Origin of the sequence: Ruminococcus flavefaciens, from assembly GCF_900119075.1 — a bacterium.
Lineage (GTDB): Bacteria > Bacillota > Clostridia > Oscillospirales > Ruminococcaceae > Ruminococcus > Ruminococcus flavefaciens_Q.
In genome coordinates this window covers 293,768-313,089 of the sequence record NZ_FPIP01000003.1, presented here as the reverse complement: position 1 = coordinate 313,089, position 19,322 = coordinate 293,768, and the positions used below count along the sequence as shown (strand labels likewise).

Genomic DNA, 19,322 nt, shown 5'->3' with positions numbered 1-19,322 from the left:
AAAGTTTTAGGGAGAGAGTTTGAGAGAAGCCCCTTTTTCAAAAGGGGTTCTCTCAATAATAATTATAAAACTTCTATATGAGTATCATGGTTATGTGAGGGAGCTTTTTTAGCCGTTAGCTGTAGGGGCGCACAATGTGCGCCCGTTAGTAAGCAGAAAAGGGGTTCAATGACCGCCTATGTGTTTGCGCATTAAAGTGTAACAGGCAGTCCGTTTATCTCGATAGTGGGATCGTCAATGTCGATAAGGAGACATCTTCTGCCCTCGACTACGCTGGTGCGTACCTTATCAGCCGCAGAAGGCTTGATATTCACAGTGATTCCCGGCGAAGTCAGCACGGTCTTGGTCTCCACAAGATTAGCCGCTGTAAGAGGTGCGTTGCCGCAGACCTTTTCGTATACGGGCTCCACCATGTTCACGCGCTCCTCGGGAAGTCCCACATCAACAAGGATATCCTTGAGCCTTGCATTGTCGATGACTACCCTGTCGGTGTCCTCCTTGTTGTCCTCAACGACTTCCTGTATCTTCTCGTTTACGGTCTTGATGAGCATATAGTCAAGGTCATCGCCTACGACATTCTTTAGTATGCTCTGGAAGCTGTTCTTCTCGCTCTCTGCTGACATAATAAATGTACAGCCGAGAACATTTTCAACAACGGATACGTTAGGCGACTTGATGTTCTTGGTGTAGTACATAACGTGGTTGATATCGGAGCTCCTGTTGCTGAATACAGGATAAAGGAAGCCGTCCGACGGTGCCTTGCTGATAATGAGCTCTGTGTTGACCTTTTTGGTTATCTCGTTGTTGAAGCTGTCGAACACAAAGCCGTCCTTGCTTGTATTTACGGGGCAGATAGCCGTAAGGATATAGCGGTATATCTCGTCCTCTCCCTCTGCGAACTCGTCATTCTTGTCCTTTTTGCGGATAGTGTATGTACAGTAAGCCGTAATTACAGCAAAAGGTCCTGTATATGCGATATTATTAGCGATATGGTTGAGGAAATCCTCACAGGCTGTCTCATCTTTAAGCTCAGATGTGAGAAGTGTGTAGAGGATATTCTGCGGCTGTCCCTCGTCGTAAGCCTCGTTTGGGAACTCGTACTCCACAAAAGCCTTGCCCACGTTTGTATTGAGGACCTTTTTCAGCGTCTCGTCGTATACGTCGTGCTCCTCAACAGGCATGGTGAGACATGAGCTGACATTGTGGTATCGGAGATTCTTCTCTGCGTCGATAAAAGCCGTAAGGACGCGCTCCATAATAAAAAATCCGCTCTTATCGGAAAAATTCTTCTTTATTTCTGCTGTTTCTTTTTTATTCATTGTGTTTTCCCTTTCCTGTGTAAAATGGAGCTGTGACTAACATCACAGCTCCTTGTGTATTATCATCTAACAGTGATAGTACCGCCTGTCATATGGGTAAAGGCGTATTTCTCGAATGCAAGGTCTCCCTCAAGGTCACGGAACATATCTGAATCCTTATAATAGAAGCCTATATTGTAAACCGTACCCGGCTGTGCGTCATCAGGGACTTTCAGGAAGAAAGTTGCTATATCGCCGTCGCCGCCGTGCGGTTCCGTGAACATTGTTGTAAAGAAGAAGGATTGTCTGTGCGCACTGACAAGCTCATCGTCAAGATTCTTACGCCAATCCATAGCCACAAAGCCTGAATTGCCTGCGATAGCCTTGCCCATTTCATACTTGGCATTATACTCCACTTCGTCTTCGACCTGACATTCCAGCTCCTCGGGATAGGTAACGTGTATACCGCACATACCCCACTTGTCCTTTGCACCTGTCACCGACACAGTCACCTTGGCTATCTCGCCCGGTTTTGCGCTGGTATCGCTTATTTTCAGTTCAGGACCGCTTTCAAGGTCGGGAACGTCTGCGTATTTCAGCTTTATAAGTTCCATGCTTTCTGAGATGAACTCGCCCTTTGGAGTGGAGTTATTCTCTGCGGCTGAGGTGGTCACGGCAGTTTCTGTGCTTTTATTCGAGGAAGAGGGCTGCTTTTTCTCCATACAGCCCGTAAGACCTGCGGCAGCCATGGCAGCAGCCATAACAGCCGCAGTAAACTTATGCTTCATTTTTGGCTTTCTCCTTTCTGCCCTTGACGACAAGTTCGCCGTCCTTGGCAGATATCTCTATCTTTCCTATCTCGGAAGCCTTTTCGATGATGATATCGGCTACCTTATCCTCTATCTCCTGACGGATAACACGGCGGATATCTCTTGCGCCGTAGGGCTTTCCGAAGGACTTCTCGGCAATGAGCTCCAGAGCTGCCTCTGAATAGCCAAGCTCGATATTCTTCTCTGCAAGAGGCTCCTTCATCTCGTCAAGGTTGAGGGCAGCTATCTTAGCGTAGTCCTCCTTGGTGAGGTCCTTGAATACCACTATCTCGTCGATACGGCTGATGAACTCGGGGCGCAGGAAATCGCGGAGTCCCTTCATAGCCTTATCCTTGGTTATCTCATCGGTGGTGCGGTTGAAGCCCACACCTATGCTCTTATCCGTAGAGCCTGCATTCGAGGTCATACAGATTATGGTATTTGCGAAGTTTACGGCTCTTCCGTGGGCGTCGTCCACCTTGCCCTCGTCAAGAATCTGCATAAGGATATTCATAACGTCGGGGTGAGCCTTTTCTATCTCGTCGAAGAGTATTACGGAGTATGGCTTGCGGCGCACCTTTTCGGTGAGCTGTCCTGCCTCCTCATAGCCAACATAGCCCGGAGGCGAGCCTATCATACGTGCAACGGAGTGCTTCTCCATATACTCGGTCATATCAAGTCTGATAAGCGGATCGGGTGAATCGAAAAGCTCCTCTGAGAGTACCTTTACCAGCTCTGTTTTACCCACGCCTGTAGGACCTACGAAAATGAACGAAGCAGGTCTGCGGCGCTTGCTGAGCTGTACTCTTGTGCGCTTGATAGCCTTGGTGAGTACGCCTACAGCCTCGTCCTGACCGATAACGCGCTTCTTGAGTGATTCCTCAAGCCTTGCTATCTTAAGGAAGTCGTTCTCGGCTATCTTGCTTGCAGGTATACCCGTCCAGCGCTCGATGACCTTGGTAACGTCGGATTCCACGACGTTTACGTTGTCAGCCTTTTCTTTGAGCTCTTCCTCTTTCTCACGGGCGTGAATGAGCTTGCCCTTGATCTCGGCAAGAGCCTGATAGTCTATTTCCTCCTGCTCGGATATGGACTTTTCCATATCCTCCATTACAGCGATCTCCTTTTTGAACTTCTCATAATCGCCTATCTCGGGTGAGCGTATGGAAGCATATGCACAGCTCTCGTCCAGCAGGTCGATAGCCTTATCGGGCAGGAAACGGTCTGTGATGTATCTCTCTGAGAGTACAGCGCATACTCTTACCAGATAGTCGGAGATGTGTACTCTGTGGAATTCCTCATAGTATTTCTTGATCCCTACAAGGACATTCACTGTGTCCTCAATAGTGGGCTCGTTTACGGTAACGGGCTGGAAACGACGCTCCAGAGCGGAATCCTTTTCGATATACTTGCGGTATTCGCCGAAGGTGGTAGCGCCTATGACCTGTACCTCGCCTCTTGAAAGGGCAGGCTTCAGGATATTTGCGGCGTTCATCGAGCCCTCGGAGTCTCCTGCACCCACGAGATTATGCACCTCGTCGATGAAGAGTATGATATTGCCCTCGCGCTTTACCTCGTCAACAAGTCCCTTTACACGGCTCTCGAACTGTCCGCGGAACTGAGTTCCCGCAACAAGAGCGGTAAGGTCAAGGAGGTATATCTTCTTATCCGCAAGGTTGAAGGGCACATTGCCCTCGTTTATACGCAGAGCTATACCCTCTGCAATAGCTGTCTTACCAACACCCGGTTCACCGATAAGACAGGGGTTATTCTTGGTACGTCTTGAAAGTATCTGGATAACTCTTGCTATCTCGTCATCTCTGCCGATGATAGCGTCCAGCTTGCCGTCAGCGGCTTTCTGAGATAGGTTGGTGCAGTAGCTTCCGAGGAACTTTGGTTCCTTTGGCTTTTTGTCCTTTTTCCCGAAGATACTGCTCTTTTTGTCCTTGCTGCCCGATGACTTATCATCATCTGAGCTTCCGCGCGGACTGCCGAAAATATTTCTCGGATCAAATCCGCCCTTGCTTGCGTCGTCACCTGAGCTGTCGCCGTCATTTCCCCCGAACATATTAGTGATAAAATCAGGAAGTACGCCCGAACCGCCCATTTCAAAGCTGTCGCCGTCCAGCATACCCATCATCTGGTCTGAGAGCTGATCCAGCTCCTCGTCGGTTATACCCAGCTTATCCATGTACTCCTTTATCTGAGGGATATTCTGTGATCTTGCACATGAGAGGCAGAGTCCCTCGTTTTTCTTTTCGCTTCCCTGAACAGAGGTGATGAACACCACCGCAGGCCTTTTTTTGCATTTACTGCACATTATCATCAGGCAGTTCCTCCTGTAAGTTATTCAATGATAGTCCACCCCCCAAGGCAGACTTTTCAGGGCTTATCAGAGCCCTGAGATAAACTCATAGAAATACTTGAATACATAAGTACTTTCTATGGCCTCGTGATTGAAGAACAACATCTTGTCGTTTCCCATCACTACATATAAGCGTATCAGCAATGCAATAAAAATTATGCAAGTAACGCTTACTGCGATACCAAGGATACCGCTTATGACACCTTCTACCAATCCGCCCATAGGACCGTGCTTGCGTCCTACGGAAATGCCTATCACAACAGAAATAATAGCTCCCACTGCAAAAATGATCACCATTACTAAAAGCTTAGTCTGCGTCATATATGGCTTTTTGAGGAAAGTATCGGAAACATACTGCGCCGCAGGACGCTTTGTATCCTGATCGTCAAGGAGTTCTGCGAGCTCATATGTCTTTTCAGGGTGCTTTCTTATTTCCTCTGCGCCATATTCAGCAGAATATGCGTTACTCTTCTTTGCGATATAATTGCTGATAACAACAGCATAGCTCTCATGGAGCTTATTGATAAAGATGCTTTCTTCATCGACCTTCTTACTGTTTATATTATTGACGTATTTGTATATCTTCTTTTCGGGATCGTTCTCATCGTTAAAAGCTTTTCTCAGCTCATCGCTGTCTATTCTGATATTATAACCGAGAGTTTCGAGCTGATTACCAAGATCGCTGATAAAGTCCACACTTTCCAGACTTAATTCATACTTTTTGACATTGCTGCTCTTTTCCGACTGCTCATACATAAGCTCTGCAACAGGACCGCCTGCTGAAAAAGCGATCACCGCAGAAAGAACAAGTCCTATCAGAGTTGCAACTGCCTTCATAAGTCCCTTGCGGACTGAAATGAAAATGCTGACGAGTACCACAGCAACTGCGATAACATCGTAAAACCACCAGAATTGTACACCCATACTATATGCGCCTGTCAAGAGAACGGCGCAGCCTCCCTTCGAGAATTAGAATATTCACAGTGCATGGTCAGCTTTCATAGTCTATACGGTCTATTTTATTATAGCCCTTCAGGAAAATATGCTCCTCATTGCGTACAAAGCCCGTGTAGGAATCGCTTACCTCCGCGATAGAGCGAAGTCCGCCCTTGAAATCATAGGCTTTGATATTGCCCTGACACATTACATAGGCAAGGTCCTCGTATATGGCAACATCGACCGAGGGCTCACTGAGCTCTACGATAAGGGGCTCTGAATCACAACCTGTAAACAATGCCATAACATACTTTCTTCTGTCCTCGTTGTTTACGATTACTGCTGAGTTTCCGTTTTCGCTTGCACCTGCAACGCATTTGCCGTCATATGAGTAATAGGAACTTATCTGACCGCTGCTGTCAATATAACCGCAGGCGTCTGCGCCAAAGACGAAAGCTCCGCTGCCGAAGCCGTAAACGTCAAGACCGACAGTATTAAGACCGGGAGAGGTCCATTTCTCTCCTTTTTCAGTAAAGCTTATTTCCTGAACATTTGTAACGAGCTGACCGTTTTCAGCTGAGATATAGCTCAGCACGCAGCCTTTGCTTCCGTTTATGAAGCTGAGGTCGCTGACCTTTTCGATACACTGTCTTTTGTATATGCCATTTCCCCTTTTGTCATATACCTCCAGCTCACAGCTGTAGTTCTCCGAAGTGGTGACCACGGCTGTATAGCCTTCGTCGCTGATCCTGACAAACAGGATCTGCTTATCGGCGAATGTCTTAGTGTAGAGGATCTGTTCATCGTCCTCGACGCTGAATTCATTTCCGCCCTGTTCGTACAGCAGAGCCTTTCCGCCTGCTGCGCGAAGCACCGTATTGGTGTAAGTATGCTGACGACGCTTCAAAAGATTTCCGTCAGTATCATAAAAGTAGGTGTATGTATCGCTTAGCACGATCATCTTCTTGCCTGATGAGACAAGCTGATAATCGCCGCCGCCGCTGACCTCTATCGGGAAGTTTCCCTCTGCCAGCTGGCCTGTATTTACAATAGTTCTGTACTGTTCACCTATTCCCCTAAGCTTATTATACCACTTGTCACGGGTAAAATAAAGTCCCGTACCAAGAGCTGCAACCAGCAGTATCGTCAAAAACCGTCTCAGCCTTTTCCGCCGCCTTTTTCGATTCTTCTGATCGACGATGTCGTCGGCGTCGTACATTTTAGGCACGCTCGGCACCTCCTTATCCTTGTTCCTTTTTATGTATCTTTCAGAAGCTCCTCTTCGCTGTAGAACACTCGGTTCAGATACAGCCCGTGAGCCATAGCTGTTCTGCCCGCCTTAAGGCGGTCCTTTGCTTCCATAATAGCAGGTATATCATCAGGAGCTATGCGCTTCTCGCTGACATCCAAAAGAGTGCCTGCCATTATCCTAATCATATTATACAAAAAACCGTTGCCTTTTACAAGCATTATCACAGAATCTCCACTATTTTCTATTCTGAAGGAATAAATCGTCCTCACAGTGGTTGAAACATTTGTGCAGTCGGCACAAAACGAAGAGAAATCATGTGTTCCCACGAAATACTGAGAAGCTCTCCTTGCAGCCTCTATGTCGAATTTTCTCCTGTAATGCAGCATAAGGTCTGCCGCAAAGGGATTTTTCGACTCGCTGCAATGTATCTTATAGACATACTCCTTTCCCTTACAGTCGAACCGCGCATGAAAATCAAGAGGCACGTCCTCGCAGCTGAGAATGGATATATCGTCGGGAAGCTCGCCGTTTACGCCCCTGCAAAAGCCGAGGCAGTTTATTTTGCTGCTGGTTTTCACATTAAAGCAGAACATATTGGCGTGGACTCCCGTATCCGTCCGCGAGCAGCCTGTTATGGTCACAGGCTCGTTGAGCACCTTTGAAAGCTTGGCTTCGAGAGTTTCCTGCACGGTCACGGCATTGCTCTGCCGCTGAAAGCCGTGGTACTTAGTGCCTCTGTAGGCTATCATCACTTTCAGATTGCGCATTATCCGCCTCCTTTTCAGCCGTTTCGCTGCCGTCATAGAGCACTACCTCGGAATCCTCTACCCGTCCGATTATATCCATAGGATCGGGGATACCAAGCTGGTCATAGATAGCAGCTCCCTGCCTGTAGGGATTTTCCTCCTGCTCTGCCGCTGCCTTAGCCGCCGCAGCTTCAGCTGCCAGCGTCTGTCGGCGTATCCTGCGTCTGCGGTCACAGACGATACAGAATACGAACAGCACAAAGCTGAGTAAAGATATAGTAACACCCAGAGGGAAGCCCTCGGGAGTATACTTCAGTTCGATATCGTGCCTGCCTGCGGTGACTCTTACGCCCAGCACAGCCTGCAAAAGCTTGAAGGTCTCTGCCTTTTCGCCGTCGATATATACGCTCCAGCCCTTTTCATAGGGTATCGACAGGAACATTATCCCGTCGCGCTTTGCTTCAACAGAGCCCAGTATATCGGTATCCTTGAAGCGCTTTATGCGGAGCTGTTCATCTGCGAGCGCACAGTAGGCTTTTTCAAAGGTATCCTGACTTAAAGCATATACCATTATCTTGAAATTGCCCGACTTATGCTTCTCGTTGGAGATTATCCTGACTGTGGAGCTCTCGCCGCCCTGTCCGTTTCCCATTGGGAAAACTATGGGGTAGCTGTCAATGAGCTTGCCCGAGTCTATGAGGACGTCGCCGCACTTTATCTCAAGCGAGTCGCAGGTTCCGCCCGTACCGTTTGCATAACCGTAGAGGTAGCTGCCGTCGATACAGTCAAATGTATAAATGGCACTGCCCGTAGGCTGGTCGGTCTCATTCTGGAAGGTGTAGTTTCCGTAGCCGTTTTTGGTGACCTCAAGTCCGTCATACTCTGCAAGAGCAACGGGCTGTGCTACGAAAAGCTTTTCCTCAACGCCTGTGGCGCATCTGATAAGCTCGTTCTGGTACTCAAAGGGATTGGCGCCGCTGTTATCCACCATATTGAGAATATTCTCGTCCACCATGAATCCCAGCGCCAGCGGATAACGGTTCTCATAGAGATTCGTCGTGTCCGCAGTCTGTATCTTTTCGAGCACCCATTCCTCGGAATTGAGCTCGCCGTCCTTTTTGATGATGTATTTTATTCCCATAAGGGAATTCACCACGGGAGTTGACGTTCTGTAGTAGTATCTGTTGCCAGCCTCGGAAGCGTAAAGTCCCAAGCGCTTGCACAGCGTGGTAACGGAAACGTTAGCCGACGATGAGAACTGCGACAGACCGCGGTACCCGTAGAGTGCGCTGTCGTTGAGTGTGTAGGTCTGGGACATCTCGGTGCGATAGAACAGTGACTTGTCCGTTTTTCTCGTACATTCGAGAAGCTCCTCTACCTCCTCATATCTTGTAGGATAATCGTTATAGCTTGTATTATCAACAGTTTTGGCGCCTATCTGCGCATTGCTTACAAACTCACTGAATAATGCCGCCGCAAGTGCCAGCGTCATCATGGCGTTGCGCATTTTCGGCGTCTTGAACGGGAATATCTTCGCCGCTATGAATATGAGCCAGAATGCTCCCGTTATGATAACAGAGCTTCTCAGCGCACCGTCAAACTCGAATTTCTTCCCTGCTGCATAGTAATTGAGCACGACCACCGCCACGGGAGCTATGACCATAAGCACAAGCTGGTATATCTTTATGCCCCTTGAAAGTATGATGTCGTAGGCTCTGTATGCCGCCGCCGCCAGCACAAAGCTGAATATAAAGGCGAAGCGGTATGGTATCTGGTTGGTGAAGTGGAAGCCGTGCCAGATAAAGTTGAGGATATTCATATTGCAGCTCACGGCGATAAGCGCCAGCATGAGCAGCGATGATATCTTTTCTCTTATCTTTATGCCGAATGAGAAGAGGAATACTCCGAAAAGGAGTACCGCTAACATTCCGCAGGCAAAGTTCGGCAGTCCGTCAACCTTTGTGGGCGCGTCATAGGAGAGAAGATGTGCAAATATCTTTCTCCAGTCCTCGTAAAAGGATATATCCCTCGGCATGGTGTTGTTGGCGCTGTAGGTCAGCTTCAGACCGAAGTACGCAGGCAGCAGCATGAAGCCGCCGAGACCTACTCCGATAATTGACGAGCGTATCATCAGGAAAAGCTTCCTGAACCAGTCCTTTATGCCCTTACACTCTATTATGCTCGCAGAAGCAAACATAAATACCGAGAAAATACAGGTGAAATAGCCGATATAGTAATTAGCCACCAGCGAAAGCATGAGCGCTATGGTGAAGACCTTCCACTTTCCCTCGCGGCAGAGCGCTACGATACCCAGCATTACCAGCGGGAAAAGCGCCACTGTGTCGAACCACATAACGTTCCAGTAATAGCCCAGCGTATAGCTGCAAAGGGCGTACATCACCGAGAACATACATATTGAAAAATCCTTGCGCTTGTAGGTATACCGCAGGAAAGTGCTGAAAAACGCTCCTGCGAAGCCTATCTTGCAGCTCAGGATAAATGTCATTGCGTCGCGGACGTGGTCGTCGTCAAAGAATACCGACAGCCAGTTCAGCGGACTTGCTGCATAGTACGAAATAAGGGAAAGGAAATTGGTGCCCAGTCCGTTTTCCCATGAGTAGAGGAACGAACCGCCGTTTATCAGCTTTTCGCGCACTACGCGAAAAAACGGGTAATACTGATGCCAGAGGTCAACTACAAGTATCTGTCTGTCTCCGAAGGGATGTATCCCATAGCTCCCGAAAGCATACCAGAGTATGCTGAAAGGGATAAGGAATGACAGAATAAAATAGAGTATGCCTTTTTCGTATAGTATCCAGTAGAATTTTCCCTTCTTGAACCGCTCCCAGCGAAGTCGGGCGGCGGCTCGCTTTTCTTCTTTGTTCATCTCTGTCCTTTCTTGTTTTTATCTGTAATATCTTACCAAGAGCTGTTATCCCAGTATAATGCCAAGAACTATTACTCCTGCAAGGAAAAGAACGGTTATGGCAAGTGCGATATAGTCTCTCGGAGCAGATTTGAGCTGTCTCAGTCTTGTTCTGCCCTCACCGCCGTGATAGCAGCGGCACTCCATAGCTGTGGCAAGCTCGTCCGCACGTCTGAATGCGGATATGAACAGGGGCACAAGTATGGATATGAGGTTCTTTGCTCTCGTCGTGAAGCTTCCTGTGTCTATTTCGGCTCCACGGGCTTTCTGTGCCGACATTATCTTGTCAGTTTCCTCGATGAGCGTTGGTATGAATCTGAGCGCAATGGACATCATCATAGCAAGCTCATGTACAGGGAATTTTATCTTTCTCAGCGGCGAGAGCAGCCGCTCGATAGCGTCTGTAAGTGTTATAGGGGACGTTGTATAGGTCAGCAGGGAGCTTCCCATAATGAGGAGCACTATCCTGATGACCATGAATACGCTGGTATTCAGTCCGTTTTCGGTTATTTTAAGGAATTTCCACTGCCAAATCACCTCTCCCGTACCCATGAGCAGCAGATTCAGCGCTGCTGTTATGAGCAGGAACGGCAAAAGGGGCTTCACGCTCTTCCAGAACATCTTCATCGGTATGCCCGAAAGGAGTATAGCTCCGAAGGTATACACAGCTCCTATAAGGAGACAGATGTAATGCCCTCCCGAAAAGAGCATGATGATATAGAGCAGGGTTATTACTATCTTGAATCGGGGATCAAGCCTGTGGATAATGCTGTTCCCGGGGAAGTACTGTCCTATGGTGATATCTCTCAGCATCAGCGTACCTCCCTGTCCTTCAGGTGCTTCAGAAGCAGGTCGCGGGCATAGCCCACTGTATAGACCTCTTTGCCGAAGTCCAGACCTCTGCGCCTGAGTTCTCCGAAGACCTTTGTTATCTGTGGTACGTCAAGACCGATATCTGATATCTCATCGGCTCTTGCAAAGACATTGACCGTTTCGTCGTAGCAGAAGAGCTTAGCCTTGCTCATGACAAGTATCTTGTCCGCAAATGTGGCTATGTCCTCCATGCTGTGAGAAACTATGAGTATTGTATTCTTGGTGCGCTCGTGATAGCGCCTGATGTGGTCGAGTATCTTGTCTCGTCCCGCAGGATCAAGACCTGCGGTGGGCTCGTCCAGTATGAGCACCTTGGGCTCCATAGCCATTACGCCTGCGATGGCAACGCGGCGCTTCTGACCGCCCGAGAGCTCAAAGGGAGAGCGTTCGAGAAGCTCCTCTTTGAGCCCGATATCATGGGCTGTCTCATATACGCGGCGCTTTATCTCAGCTTCATCAAGTCCCATATTCTTGGGACCGAAGGCGATGTCCTTGTAGACGGTCTCCTCGAATATCTGATACTCGGGGTACTGGAAAACAAGTCCCACCTTGAAGCGGACGTCACGTATCTTGTCCTTGTCAGCCCAGATGTCCTTGCCTTCAAGGAGCACCTTGCCCGACGTGGGCTTGAGAAGTCCGTTGAAATGCTGTATAAGCGTGGATTTGCCTGAGCCTGTATGCCCCATGACGCCTACCATTTCGCCCTCTTCTATTTTAAGGCTCACATGGTCTACAGCGGTCTTTTCAAAGGGTGTACCAACGCTGTAGGTGTATGTAAGCTCCTGTGTTTCAAGGATTGCCAATTCTATTCTCCTTTTCTTTCCTTTGCGAGTACCATGTACTCAGTTGCTAAACAGCCTTTCTATCGCCGCCACGCAGTCCTTTTCCGTGATTATCTCGGGAGAGATATCACAGCCAGCCTTGCGGAGCTCCCAGACAAGCTCTGTTACCTGCGGCACGTCAAGCCCGATAGCCTTGAGCTTTTCCACCTGTGAGAAGACCTTCTCAGGGACATTGTCAAGAACTACCTGTCCCTTGTCCATGACCACAACGCGGTCGCAGTCCGCAGCCTCGTCCATATAGTGTGTGATGAGGACTATGGTTATGCCCTGCTCGCGGTTCATGCGATGTATTGTGGCAAGAACTTCCTTTCGTCCCTGCGGATCCAGCATAGCAGTAGGCTCGTCGAGGATTATGCACTTGGGCTGCATGGCGATAATGCCTGCGATAGCCACTCGCTGCTTCTGTCCGCCCGAGAGCTGACTTGGCGAGTGCAGCCTGTAATCGTACATACCCACGGCTTTGAGGCTCTCGTCCACTCGTCGGCGCATTTCCTCATAGGGTACGCCGAGGTTTTCAAGGGCAAATGCCACGTCCTCCTCAACAACAGACGAAACTATCTGGTTGTCGGGATTCTGGAACACCATTCCTGCCCTCTGACGGAGCTCGAAAAGCTTGTCCTCGTCCTTTGTGTCTATGCCGTCCACTATGACAGTTCCCTCGGTGGGGAGCAGTATAGCGTTCAGATGTTTGGCAAGGGTGGATTTTCCGCAGCCGTTGTGCCCGAGCACCGCTACGAACTCCCCCTGCTTTATGTCAAGGTCTATGCCCTTGAGGACTTCGACGGACTTCTTTTCCTCGTCGTCGGCGTCATAGGCAAAGTGCAGACCTTTTATTTCGATTATATTTTCCATATTTCCCCTTTATTTCTTCATTGCTTTTATCTCGTCAGGAGACGAGACCACAGGTTTGCCGTCCTTGTCAAGCATTACCGTAAGACCGCCTGTATTTGTCCATGCGTGATACATATAATTTACCCCTGTTACAGTATCAACAAGTATTTCGGTCACTCTTAATGCGGTTCTCTGACTGTATATCCTTACAAATCTTTCTTCTTTTCCCATTTTTTCTCCTATATCATAAAAACATTGTTTCGGACGCCCAATATTCGTCCCTACAATTGATACATAATATCATTTCATCATTCTCGGTAGCCCGAGGGCGGGCTACCCTACAGTTGGTCATTTAAAATTACATCGTTACTCTCGGGCGAACACTGTTCGCCCCTACATATCATTAAGTGCTGTAAGCGATGTAAGATCATCGTTTTTTATAACAGTAAGCGAGTTTACGAGCGTCAACGTGGAAGCGGTCAAGCTGGCTCAGCTTGCCAGATCGCAGTGGAGCCGCAGGGCAAGGTCATTCCCGTTGACTTTACTGGAAGTCCTATCTCGTCAAAGCTTACGCTGCCGCCGAATTTATCCGTGAGGACTGTTCCCAGTATATAGCCCATTACCGAGGGTGAAAGTCCCGTAGTATAGCTGTTAATCAGGAAGAAAAGCGGATCGTCGGAGAGAACTCCCGAGCATAGCTTCACAAGGTCATAAACGCAGTTTTCAAGCTTCCAGACCTCGCCTCCCGGACCTCTGCCGTAGCTTGGGGGATCCATGACGACCGCGTCATACTTTCTGCCGCGGCGTATCTCACGGGCGATAAACTTCTCGCAGTCGTCCACTATCCATCGGATAGGCTTTTCGGTAAGTCCCGAAGCTGCCGCGTTGTCACGCGCCCACTGCACCATACCCTTTGAAGCGTCAACATGGCACACAGAAGCACCTGCCGCTGCACAGGCTAGGGTAGCTCCCCCTGTGTAAGCGAACAGGTTCAGCACGTTTATCTCGCGGCCTGCATTCCTTATCTTATCCGCCATGAAATCCCAGTTCACAGCCTGCTCGGGGAAAAGTCCCGTGTGCTTGAAGCCTGTGGGACGGATATTGAAGGTAAGGTCGCCGTAGCTTATATTCCAAGACTCGGACAGTCTTTTGCGGAACTCCCACTTGCCGCCGCCCTGATTTGAGCGGTGATAGTGTCCGTCGGCTGTTTTCCACAGTGGATCGGTGCGCTCGGTCTTCCAGATTATCTGGGGATCGGGGCGCACAAGGCTTACGCCGCCCCATGTTTCCAGCTTTTCGCCGTCCGATGTATCTAATATCTTATAGTCCTTCCAGTTATTTGCTGTTCTCAAAATAAATGCTCCTTATATTTCATCGCGCTCATGCTCTGAACGCGCAGCTTTCCTTTATACGCTGAGCTATCTCAACTGCCATGTCGTTTATGCGCCCGAAGTCTTTCCCCTCGGTCATTATACGGACTATTGGCTCTTTTCCGCTTTCACGCACCAGTATCCTGCCCTCGCTGCCAAGCTCCTTTTCGTACTCCTCGATGAGGTCGGTAACGTTCCTTTCGTTTTTCCAGAGCTCCTTGTAGTGTGTAGGTATCTTGACGTTGAGCTTCACCTGCGGATATGCAGGCATATCGCCTGCAAGCTCGCTGAGCTTCATGCCGCTTTGCTTCATTATGCTCAGCAAACGAGCTCCTGCCAGCTGTCCGTCACCTGTGCCTGCGTCGTCAAGGAAGATGATATGTCCGTTGGGCTCGCCGCCCAGCTTGTAGCCGCCCTCCAGCATACGCTCCAGCACGTAGCGGATGCCTGCTCCCGAGCTGACCAGCCTTATATCGTTGGCTGCGGCGTATTTCCGCAGTCCGAGACAGCTCATGGGAGTTACCACCGCTGCGTCATTATCGAGAGTGCCCTGAGCCTTCATGCTTCGGGCGAATATAGCGATAAGCCTATCGCCGTCTATGAGCTGTCCCAGCTCGTCAACGGCTATACAGCGGTCTGCGTCACCGTCAAAGGCAAGTCCGCAGTCGCAGCCCTTTTCCGCAACGTACTCCATAAGATGATGTACGTGTGTGCTGCCGCAGTCCTTATTTATGTTGTGCCCGTCGGGCTTGTCAGCTATGACCAGCACCTCAGCTCCCAGAGAGGTAAACAGCTTCTCGGCGGTATACGCCGCGCAGCCGTTTGCGCAGTCCAGTGCGACTTTGAATCCGCTGAGGTCGTCGGAGATTATCTCCTTTATATAGCTTATGTATTCGTCTATGGCGTTTTCACAGTGTATGGCCCTGCCCACATCTTCATGGGAGCAGAGTTTTATCTCCTCGGGAGCATAAAGCACAAGGCGCTCTATTTCATCCTCGGCGTCCTCCATGATCTTATGTCCCTTTGATGAAAATATCTTTATGCCGTTGAATTCGGCGCTGTTATGGCTGCCCGATATCATAATGCCGCCGTCTGCCTCGTGGGTGCCTATGAGGTGAGCCACAGCAGGGGTAGGCACTACGCCTAAAAGCTCGGCGTCAGCACCGACGGAGCATATCCCTGCGCAGACAGCCGCTTCAAGGGCGTCTGAGGATAGTCTCGTATCCTTGCCGATGAGTATTTTAGTTTTTCCGCCGCCCTTTTTCGCAAGCACCAGTGCAGCGGCTCTTCCCGTCTGCATGGCAAGCTCGCAGGTGAGGTCGGTCACCGCAATACCTCTCGGACCGTCGGTCCCGAACAATTTTGCCATTGAATAGTCTCCTTATTTTATCTTGTATATGGCTATCGGAGGCCGCTTTCCTGCTATTTCCTCCACATTTGCGCATAAATACGTGGTATCCACGTTGTTGTAGCGGTTATAGACCTTTATTCCCCCCGCGGTCTTTACGCAGAACACCGTATGGATAGACGACAGAAAGGGCTGCTTTGTCCAGAAAGTGATTATGAACGCCTCTGCGCCGTCAATGCTCTTTATACGGGGACACAGCGCCTCAAAATGCGCCAGAGCCCTGCCCAGCATATACACATTGCAACCGAAAAAGCCCATGAGAAGGCGGAAACGTTCCATATAGAAGGCTACCTCCGTAAGCTTCTGCGGCATATTCAGATAAACCAGAGCATTATGCACTGCTATGACCTCACAGCCGTTGAAGCTCATGGGACAAATGCCGTAGCGAAGCTTTGAGACCAGCCCCATGCCCTGTCCGTTTATCATTTTTCCGAATTCGGGCTGCTGTACCCGTTCTGTGTTGTATTTCAGATTGTATTTCCATGAAGCCAGACCAAACATAAATACTCATCTCCCCAAATGAGAGAAGCCTCAGAAGCTCATCTGCCCCTCATCGGCAGATGCAGTCTGCTCGGGAGCTGCTATGCCAAGATGCTCATAAGCAAGACGGGTAGCAACTCTGCCGCGTGGAGTTCTCCCTAAGAATCCCAGCTGCATGAGGAAAGGCTCGCATATATCCTCAAGTGTAACGCTTTCCTCGTTTATTGCCGAAGCGAGAGTTTCAAGTCCGACAGGTCCGCCGCCGTAGCCCTTGATTATCATTTCAAGCATACGCCTGTCAAGACCGTCAAGTCCCAATGCGTCGATATCCAGTCGGCTGAGAGCTATAGAAGCTATCTCCTGTGTTATCTGTCCGTTGCCCATTACATCTGCAAAGTCCCTGACTCTTTTGAGAAGTCGGTTCGCTATACGCGGCGTACCTCTTGCCCTGCCTGCTATCTCTGCCGCACCGTCTGCGGTACAGGGTATCCCCAGTATCATGGAGCTCCTGCGGACGATATCCGTGAGCTGCTCCTTGGTATACAGCTCCAAGCGCTGTATAACGCCGAAACGGTCACGGAGAGGCGCCGAGAGCTGTCCTGCTCTGGTGGTGGCTCCGATAAGGGTAAAGGGTTTCAGGTCCATGCGTATTGAACGTGCGGAGGGACCTTTGCCGATGATTATATCTATTACTCTGTCCTCCAGTGCAGGGTAGAGTATCTCCTCTACCGCACGGGACAGTCTGTGTATCTCGTCTATGAATAGTACGTCGTTGTCGGAAAGGCTGGTGAGAAGCGATACCAGGTCTCCCGGCTTTTCAATGGCAGGACCTGTGGTAACGCGGAGGTTTACTCCCAGCTCATGTGCGATTATTGAGGAAAGAGTGGTCTTTCCCAGTCCCGGAGGTCCGTACAGCAGCACATGGTCAAGCGGCTCGCTCCTGCGCTTTGCAGCCTCGATATATATGGCGAGGTTTTCCTTGACCTTGTCCTGACCGATATACTCGTGGAGAGTCTGCGGTCTGAGACTTATCTCGACATCGCTGTCCTCCGTGGTATTCTCGGGAGTTATTATCCTCGGAGCGAACTCCATATCCTCTGTCTGTATCAAAAAAACACCTCTGAATTATTTCTCGAAAAATCTCTTCTTGCGGACATAGAAGGGCTCTACAGTCTCAGCCGCCTTCTTGCCCATGTCCTGCTCATAGCTGATGAAGCACAGATGCTCGTTTGCCTTTACGGTCTTGGAAAGGTACTTTGACAGCGGCACGAAGAGCTTTCTTGTGCTGCCCATCATATCAAGCACCATGAGTATCTGGGGCTTTTCGCAGCCCTTTATCATCTCCATGATGAATGCGCGGTCAACGTTAGGCTGCTTGGAAAGGAACTTGCTTGCAGCCCTTGTGATATGGCTTACGGAGTGCTCTACGGGACGGTAGCTGATTATATCCGCCTCGTTGTAGGAGATAGCCTTTATCTTGAGGTTTCGGGCAATCATCAGTATGCTCTTTATCTCCTGTGACGAGAACTCCTTGCCGTAGGAATTGGGGTTGAGAACCGCCGATACGGACTGTATCAGGTCGAAAAGTCTCAGGCAGTTTATCTTGTAGCAGTCAACGTAGCGCTTTGCAAACTGCTGAAGCGCACGATAGCTTGTGAAAAACGGGATAAAAATATCGCCGTCGGGATTCTGGGTGGTGATAAGCTCCAGCTGGATACCGCCCTCAGCTCTGTCGCGCTCCTGCTTTACGGGATTCTTGCAGATGACATAGACATCGCTTTTTATCAGCGTCTGTAAGAACAGCGAACGCTGTGAGGGATCCTTTATTGCCGCTTTCAGCAATTCGTCAAGATTCATCATAACAATAACCTTCCTTGCTTATATATTTAGCGCATATTTTTTGCCGCCATGAGTCTTAATGTTTCCTTTATGAGGTCCTGTGTGCTCAGGGACTGGTCAAGCTTACTGAGTATAGGTGCTGCCTCGCCCTGAGAATAGCCAAGCACCATAAGTGCTTCGAGAGCCTCTGCTACAGATGATGAGGCTGCTCCTGCCGCGATATGCGAAAGCTCCGCAGCGTCATTGCTTATGCTGCCGCTTATGGATTCAGAGGATATCTTGTCCTTGAGCTCAAGCACAAGGCGCTGAGCTGTCTTGGCTCCTATGCCCTTGGTCTTGGTGAAAGCCTTGCTGTCTCCCGAAGCTACCAACAGAGCGAATCTCTCGGGAGTAACGTCTGAGAGGATAGCCGTTGCCGCCTTCGGACCTACGCCCGATACGGATATGAGCAGCTTGAAGCAGTTGAGCTCCTGCAATGTGGCAAAGCCGAAAAGCTCCACCACGTCCTCTCTCACGTAGAGGTAGGTGTACAGCATAGCCTCGCTGCCAAGCTCTCCCAGCTGTGATACCGTATTGTAGGAGGTCTTGCAGCCGTAGCCAACACCGCCGCATTCTATTACCGCAAAGCCCAGTTCCTTCACTATGAGCTTGCCTTTTACACTGTATATCATTGTCCTGTTTCCTTTATCTGAAATCAAATCTGGTGCTGTGCCCGTGGCAGATAGCTATTGCAAGAGCGTCCGCCGCGTCGTCGGGCTTGGGTATCTGTGCAAGTCCGAGAAGCTGCTTGGTCATCTCCATGACCTGCTTCTTTTCAGCCTTTCCGTAGCCTACTACGGACTGCTTCACCTGCAATGGAGTATACTCCGAAACGGGAATATTCCTCATTGCCGCCGATAATACGGTGATACCTCGCGCCTGTGCAACGTCTATCGCCGTTTTCTGGTTGGTGGTGAAGTAGAGCCGCTCGATAGCCATGCAGTCGGGAGCGAATTTGTTGAATATGAACTCGATATCCTCGTGAATGGCTCTGAGGCGCTCGGGAAATGGCGTTCCTGCCTCGGTGAGCACTGCTCCGTATTCAATGGGGGTGAACCTTACGCCGTCATAATCCAGAACTCCGAATCCGACTATGGCATAACCGGGGTCTATCCCCAATATTCTGACTTTTTTCAATGCTTTTTACCTTAAAAATTGTTAAAAGTTTCGTATGGTCATAGTTACTCACTATATACTGTATTATTATAACATAAAACAAGTAGCCATTGCAATATATTTATCCGTTTTTTATTGATTTCTACAAAAATAAATGCTATAATATGTGAGGTATATCAATATGAGGATTTA

18 protein-coding genes are annotated in these 19,322 nt (G+C 49.3%); all 18 read right to left on the bottom strand.

Annotated elements, in window-relative coordinates; translation table 11 throughout:
- Window positions 1-191: 191 nt before the first annotated feature.
- Window positions 192-1,319, bottom strand: coding sequence for a DUF4317 domain-containing protein (locus BT105_RS06350; RefSeq protein ID WP_072299949.1), 1,128 nt, complete (start codon window positions 1,317-1,319; stop codon window positions 192-194).
- 62 nt (window positions 1,320-1,381) lie between these two features.
- Window positions 1,382-2,086: a cohesin domain-containing protein gene (locus BT105_RS06345; RefSeq protein WP_072299948.1), complete on the bottom strand. Its 705-nt coding sequence runs from the start codon at window positions 2,084-2,086 to the stop codon at window positions 1,382-1,384.
- On the bottom strand, window positions 2,076-4,433 hold the full coding sequence (locus BT105_RS06340) for an ATP-dependent Clp protease ATP-binding subunit (RefSeq protein WP_177243940.1): 2,358 nt from the start codon (window positions 4,431-4,433) through the stop codon (window positions 2,076-2,078). The genes BT105_RS06345 and BT105_RS06340 overlap by 11 nt, the downstream gene beginning before the upstream one ends.
- A gap of 66 nt (window positions 4,434-4,499) precedes the next feature.
- Window positions 4,500-5,396, bottom strand: coding sequence for a CvpA family protein (locus BT105_RS06335; protein ID WP_072299947.1), 897 nt, complete (start codon window positions 5,394-5,396; stop codon window positions 4,500-4,502).
- A 67-nt stretch (window positions 5,397-5,463) separates the two neighbouring features.
- Window positions 5,464-6,627, bottom strand: a complete 1,164-nt coding sequence (locus BT105_RS06330) for a DUF5711 family protein (protein WP_242940098.1) — start codon at window positions 6,625-6,627, stop codon at window positions 5,464-5,466.
- Between the two features lie 38 nt (window positions 6,628-6,665).
- A complete protein-coding gene (truA, locus tag BT105_RS06325; RefSeq protein WP_072299945.1) occupies window positions 6,666-7,427 on the bottom strand; it encodes a tRNA pseudouridine(38-40) synthase TruA in 762 nt (253 codons plus the stop codon).
- Window positions 7,387-10,293, bottom strand: coding sequence for a YfhO family protein (locus tag BT105_RS06320; protein ID WP_072299944.1), 2,907 nt, complete (start codon window positions 10,291-10,293; stop codon window positions 7,387-7,389). Before BT105_RS06320 ends, truA begins: the two co-directional genes overlap by 41 nt.
- Before the next feature lie 45 nt (window positions 10,294-10,338).
- Window positions 10,339-11,145, bottom strand: coding sequence for an energy-coupling factor transporter transmembrane component T family protein (locus BT105_RS06315; protein ID WP_072299943.1), 807 nt, complete (start codon window positions 11,143-11,145; stop codon window positions 10,339-10,341).
- Window positions 11,145-12,008: an energy-coupling factor transporter ATPase gene (locus BT105_RS06310; protein WP_072299942.1), complete on the bottom strand. Its 864-nt coding sequence runs from the start codon at window positions 12,006-12,008 to the stop codon at window positions 11,145-11,147. The genes BT105_RS06315 and BT105_RS06310 overlap by 1 nt, the downstream gene beginning before the upstream one ends.
- 39 nt (window positions 12,009-12,047) lie before the next feature.
- Window positions 12,048-12,899 (bottom strand): energy-coupling factor transporter ATPase, encoded by an 852-nt coding sequence (locus BT105_RS06305; RefSeq protein WP_072299941.1) that lies wholly within the window; start codon window positions 12,897-12,899, stop codon window positions 12,048-12,050.
- Window positions 12,900-12,908: 9 nt separating this feature from the next.
- Window positions 12,909-13,109, bottom strand: coding sequence for a DUF6440 family protein (locus BT105_RS06300; protein ID WP_072299940.1), 201 nt, complete (start codon window positions 13,107-13,109; stop codon window positions 12,909-12,911).
- 248 nt (window positions 13,110-13,357) lie between these two features.
- On the bottom strand, window positions 13,358-14,230 hold the full coding sequence (locus BT105_RS06295) for a class I SAM-dependent methyltransferase (RefSeq protein ID WP_072299939.1): 873 nt from the start codon (window positions 14,228-14,230) through the stop codon (window positions 13,358-13,360).
- Window positions 14,231-14,258: 28 nt separating this feature from the next.
- Complete coding sequence (glmM, locus tag BT105_RS06290; RefSeq protein WP_072299938.1) at window positions 14,259-15,617, bottom strand: phosphoglucosamine mutase; 1,359 nt, start codon at window positions 15,615-15,617, stop codon at window positions 14,259-14,261.
- Window positions 15,618-15,629: 12 nt separating this feature from the next.
- On the bottom strand, window positions 15,630-16,157 hold the full coding sequence (locus BT105_RS06285) for a hypothetical protein (RefSeq protein WP_028514236.1): 528 nt from the start codon (window positions 16,155-16,157) through the stop codon (window positions 15,630-15,632).
- A gap of 30 nt (window positions 16,158-16,187) precedes the next feature.
- Window positions 16,188-17,228: a Holliday junction branch migration DNA helicase RuvB gene (gene ruvB / locus BT105_RS06280; protein ID WP_072300058.1), complete on the bottom strand. Its 1,041-nt coding sequence runs from the start codon at window positions 17,226-17,228 to the stop codon at window positions 16,188-16,190.
- Window positions 17,229-17,261: 33 nt separating this feature from the next.
- Window positions 17,262-17,996: an enhanced serine sensitivity protein SseB C-terminal domain-containing protein gene (locus tag BT105_RS06275; RefSeq protein WP_242836600.1), complete on the bottom strand. Its 735-nt coding sequence runs from the start codon at window positions 17,994-17,996 to the stop codon at window positions 17,262-17,264.
- 26 nt (window positions 17,997-18,022) lie between these two features.
- A complete protein-coding gene (gene ruvA / locus BT105_RS06270; RefSeq protein ID WP_072299937.1) occupies window positions 18,023-18,646 on the bottom strand; it encodes a Holliday junction branch migration protein RuvA in 624 nt (207 codons plus the stop codon).
- Window positions 18,647-18,659: 13 nt separating this feature from the next.
- Window positions 18,660-19,151 carry a crossover junction endodeoxyribonuclease RuvC gene (gene ruvC, locus BT105_RS06265; protein WP_072299936.1) on the bottom strand — a complete coding sequence of 164 codons (492 nt, stop codon included), beginning with the start codon at window positions 19,149-19,151 and terminating at the stop codon, window positions 18,660-18,662.
- Window positions 19,152-19,322 lie beyond the last annotated feature (171 nt).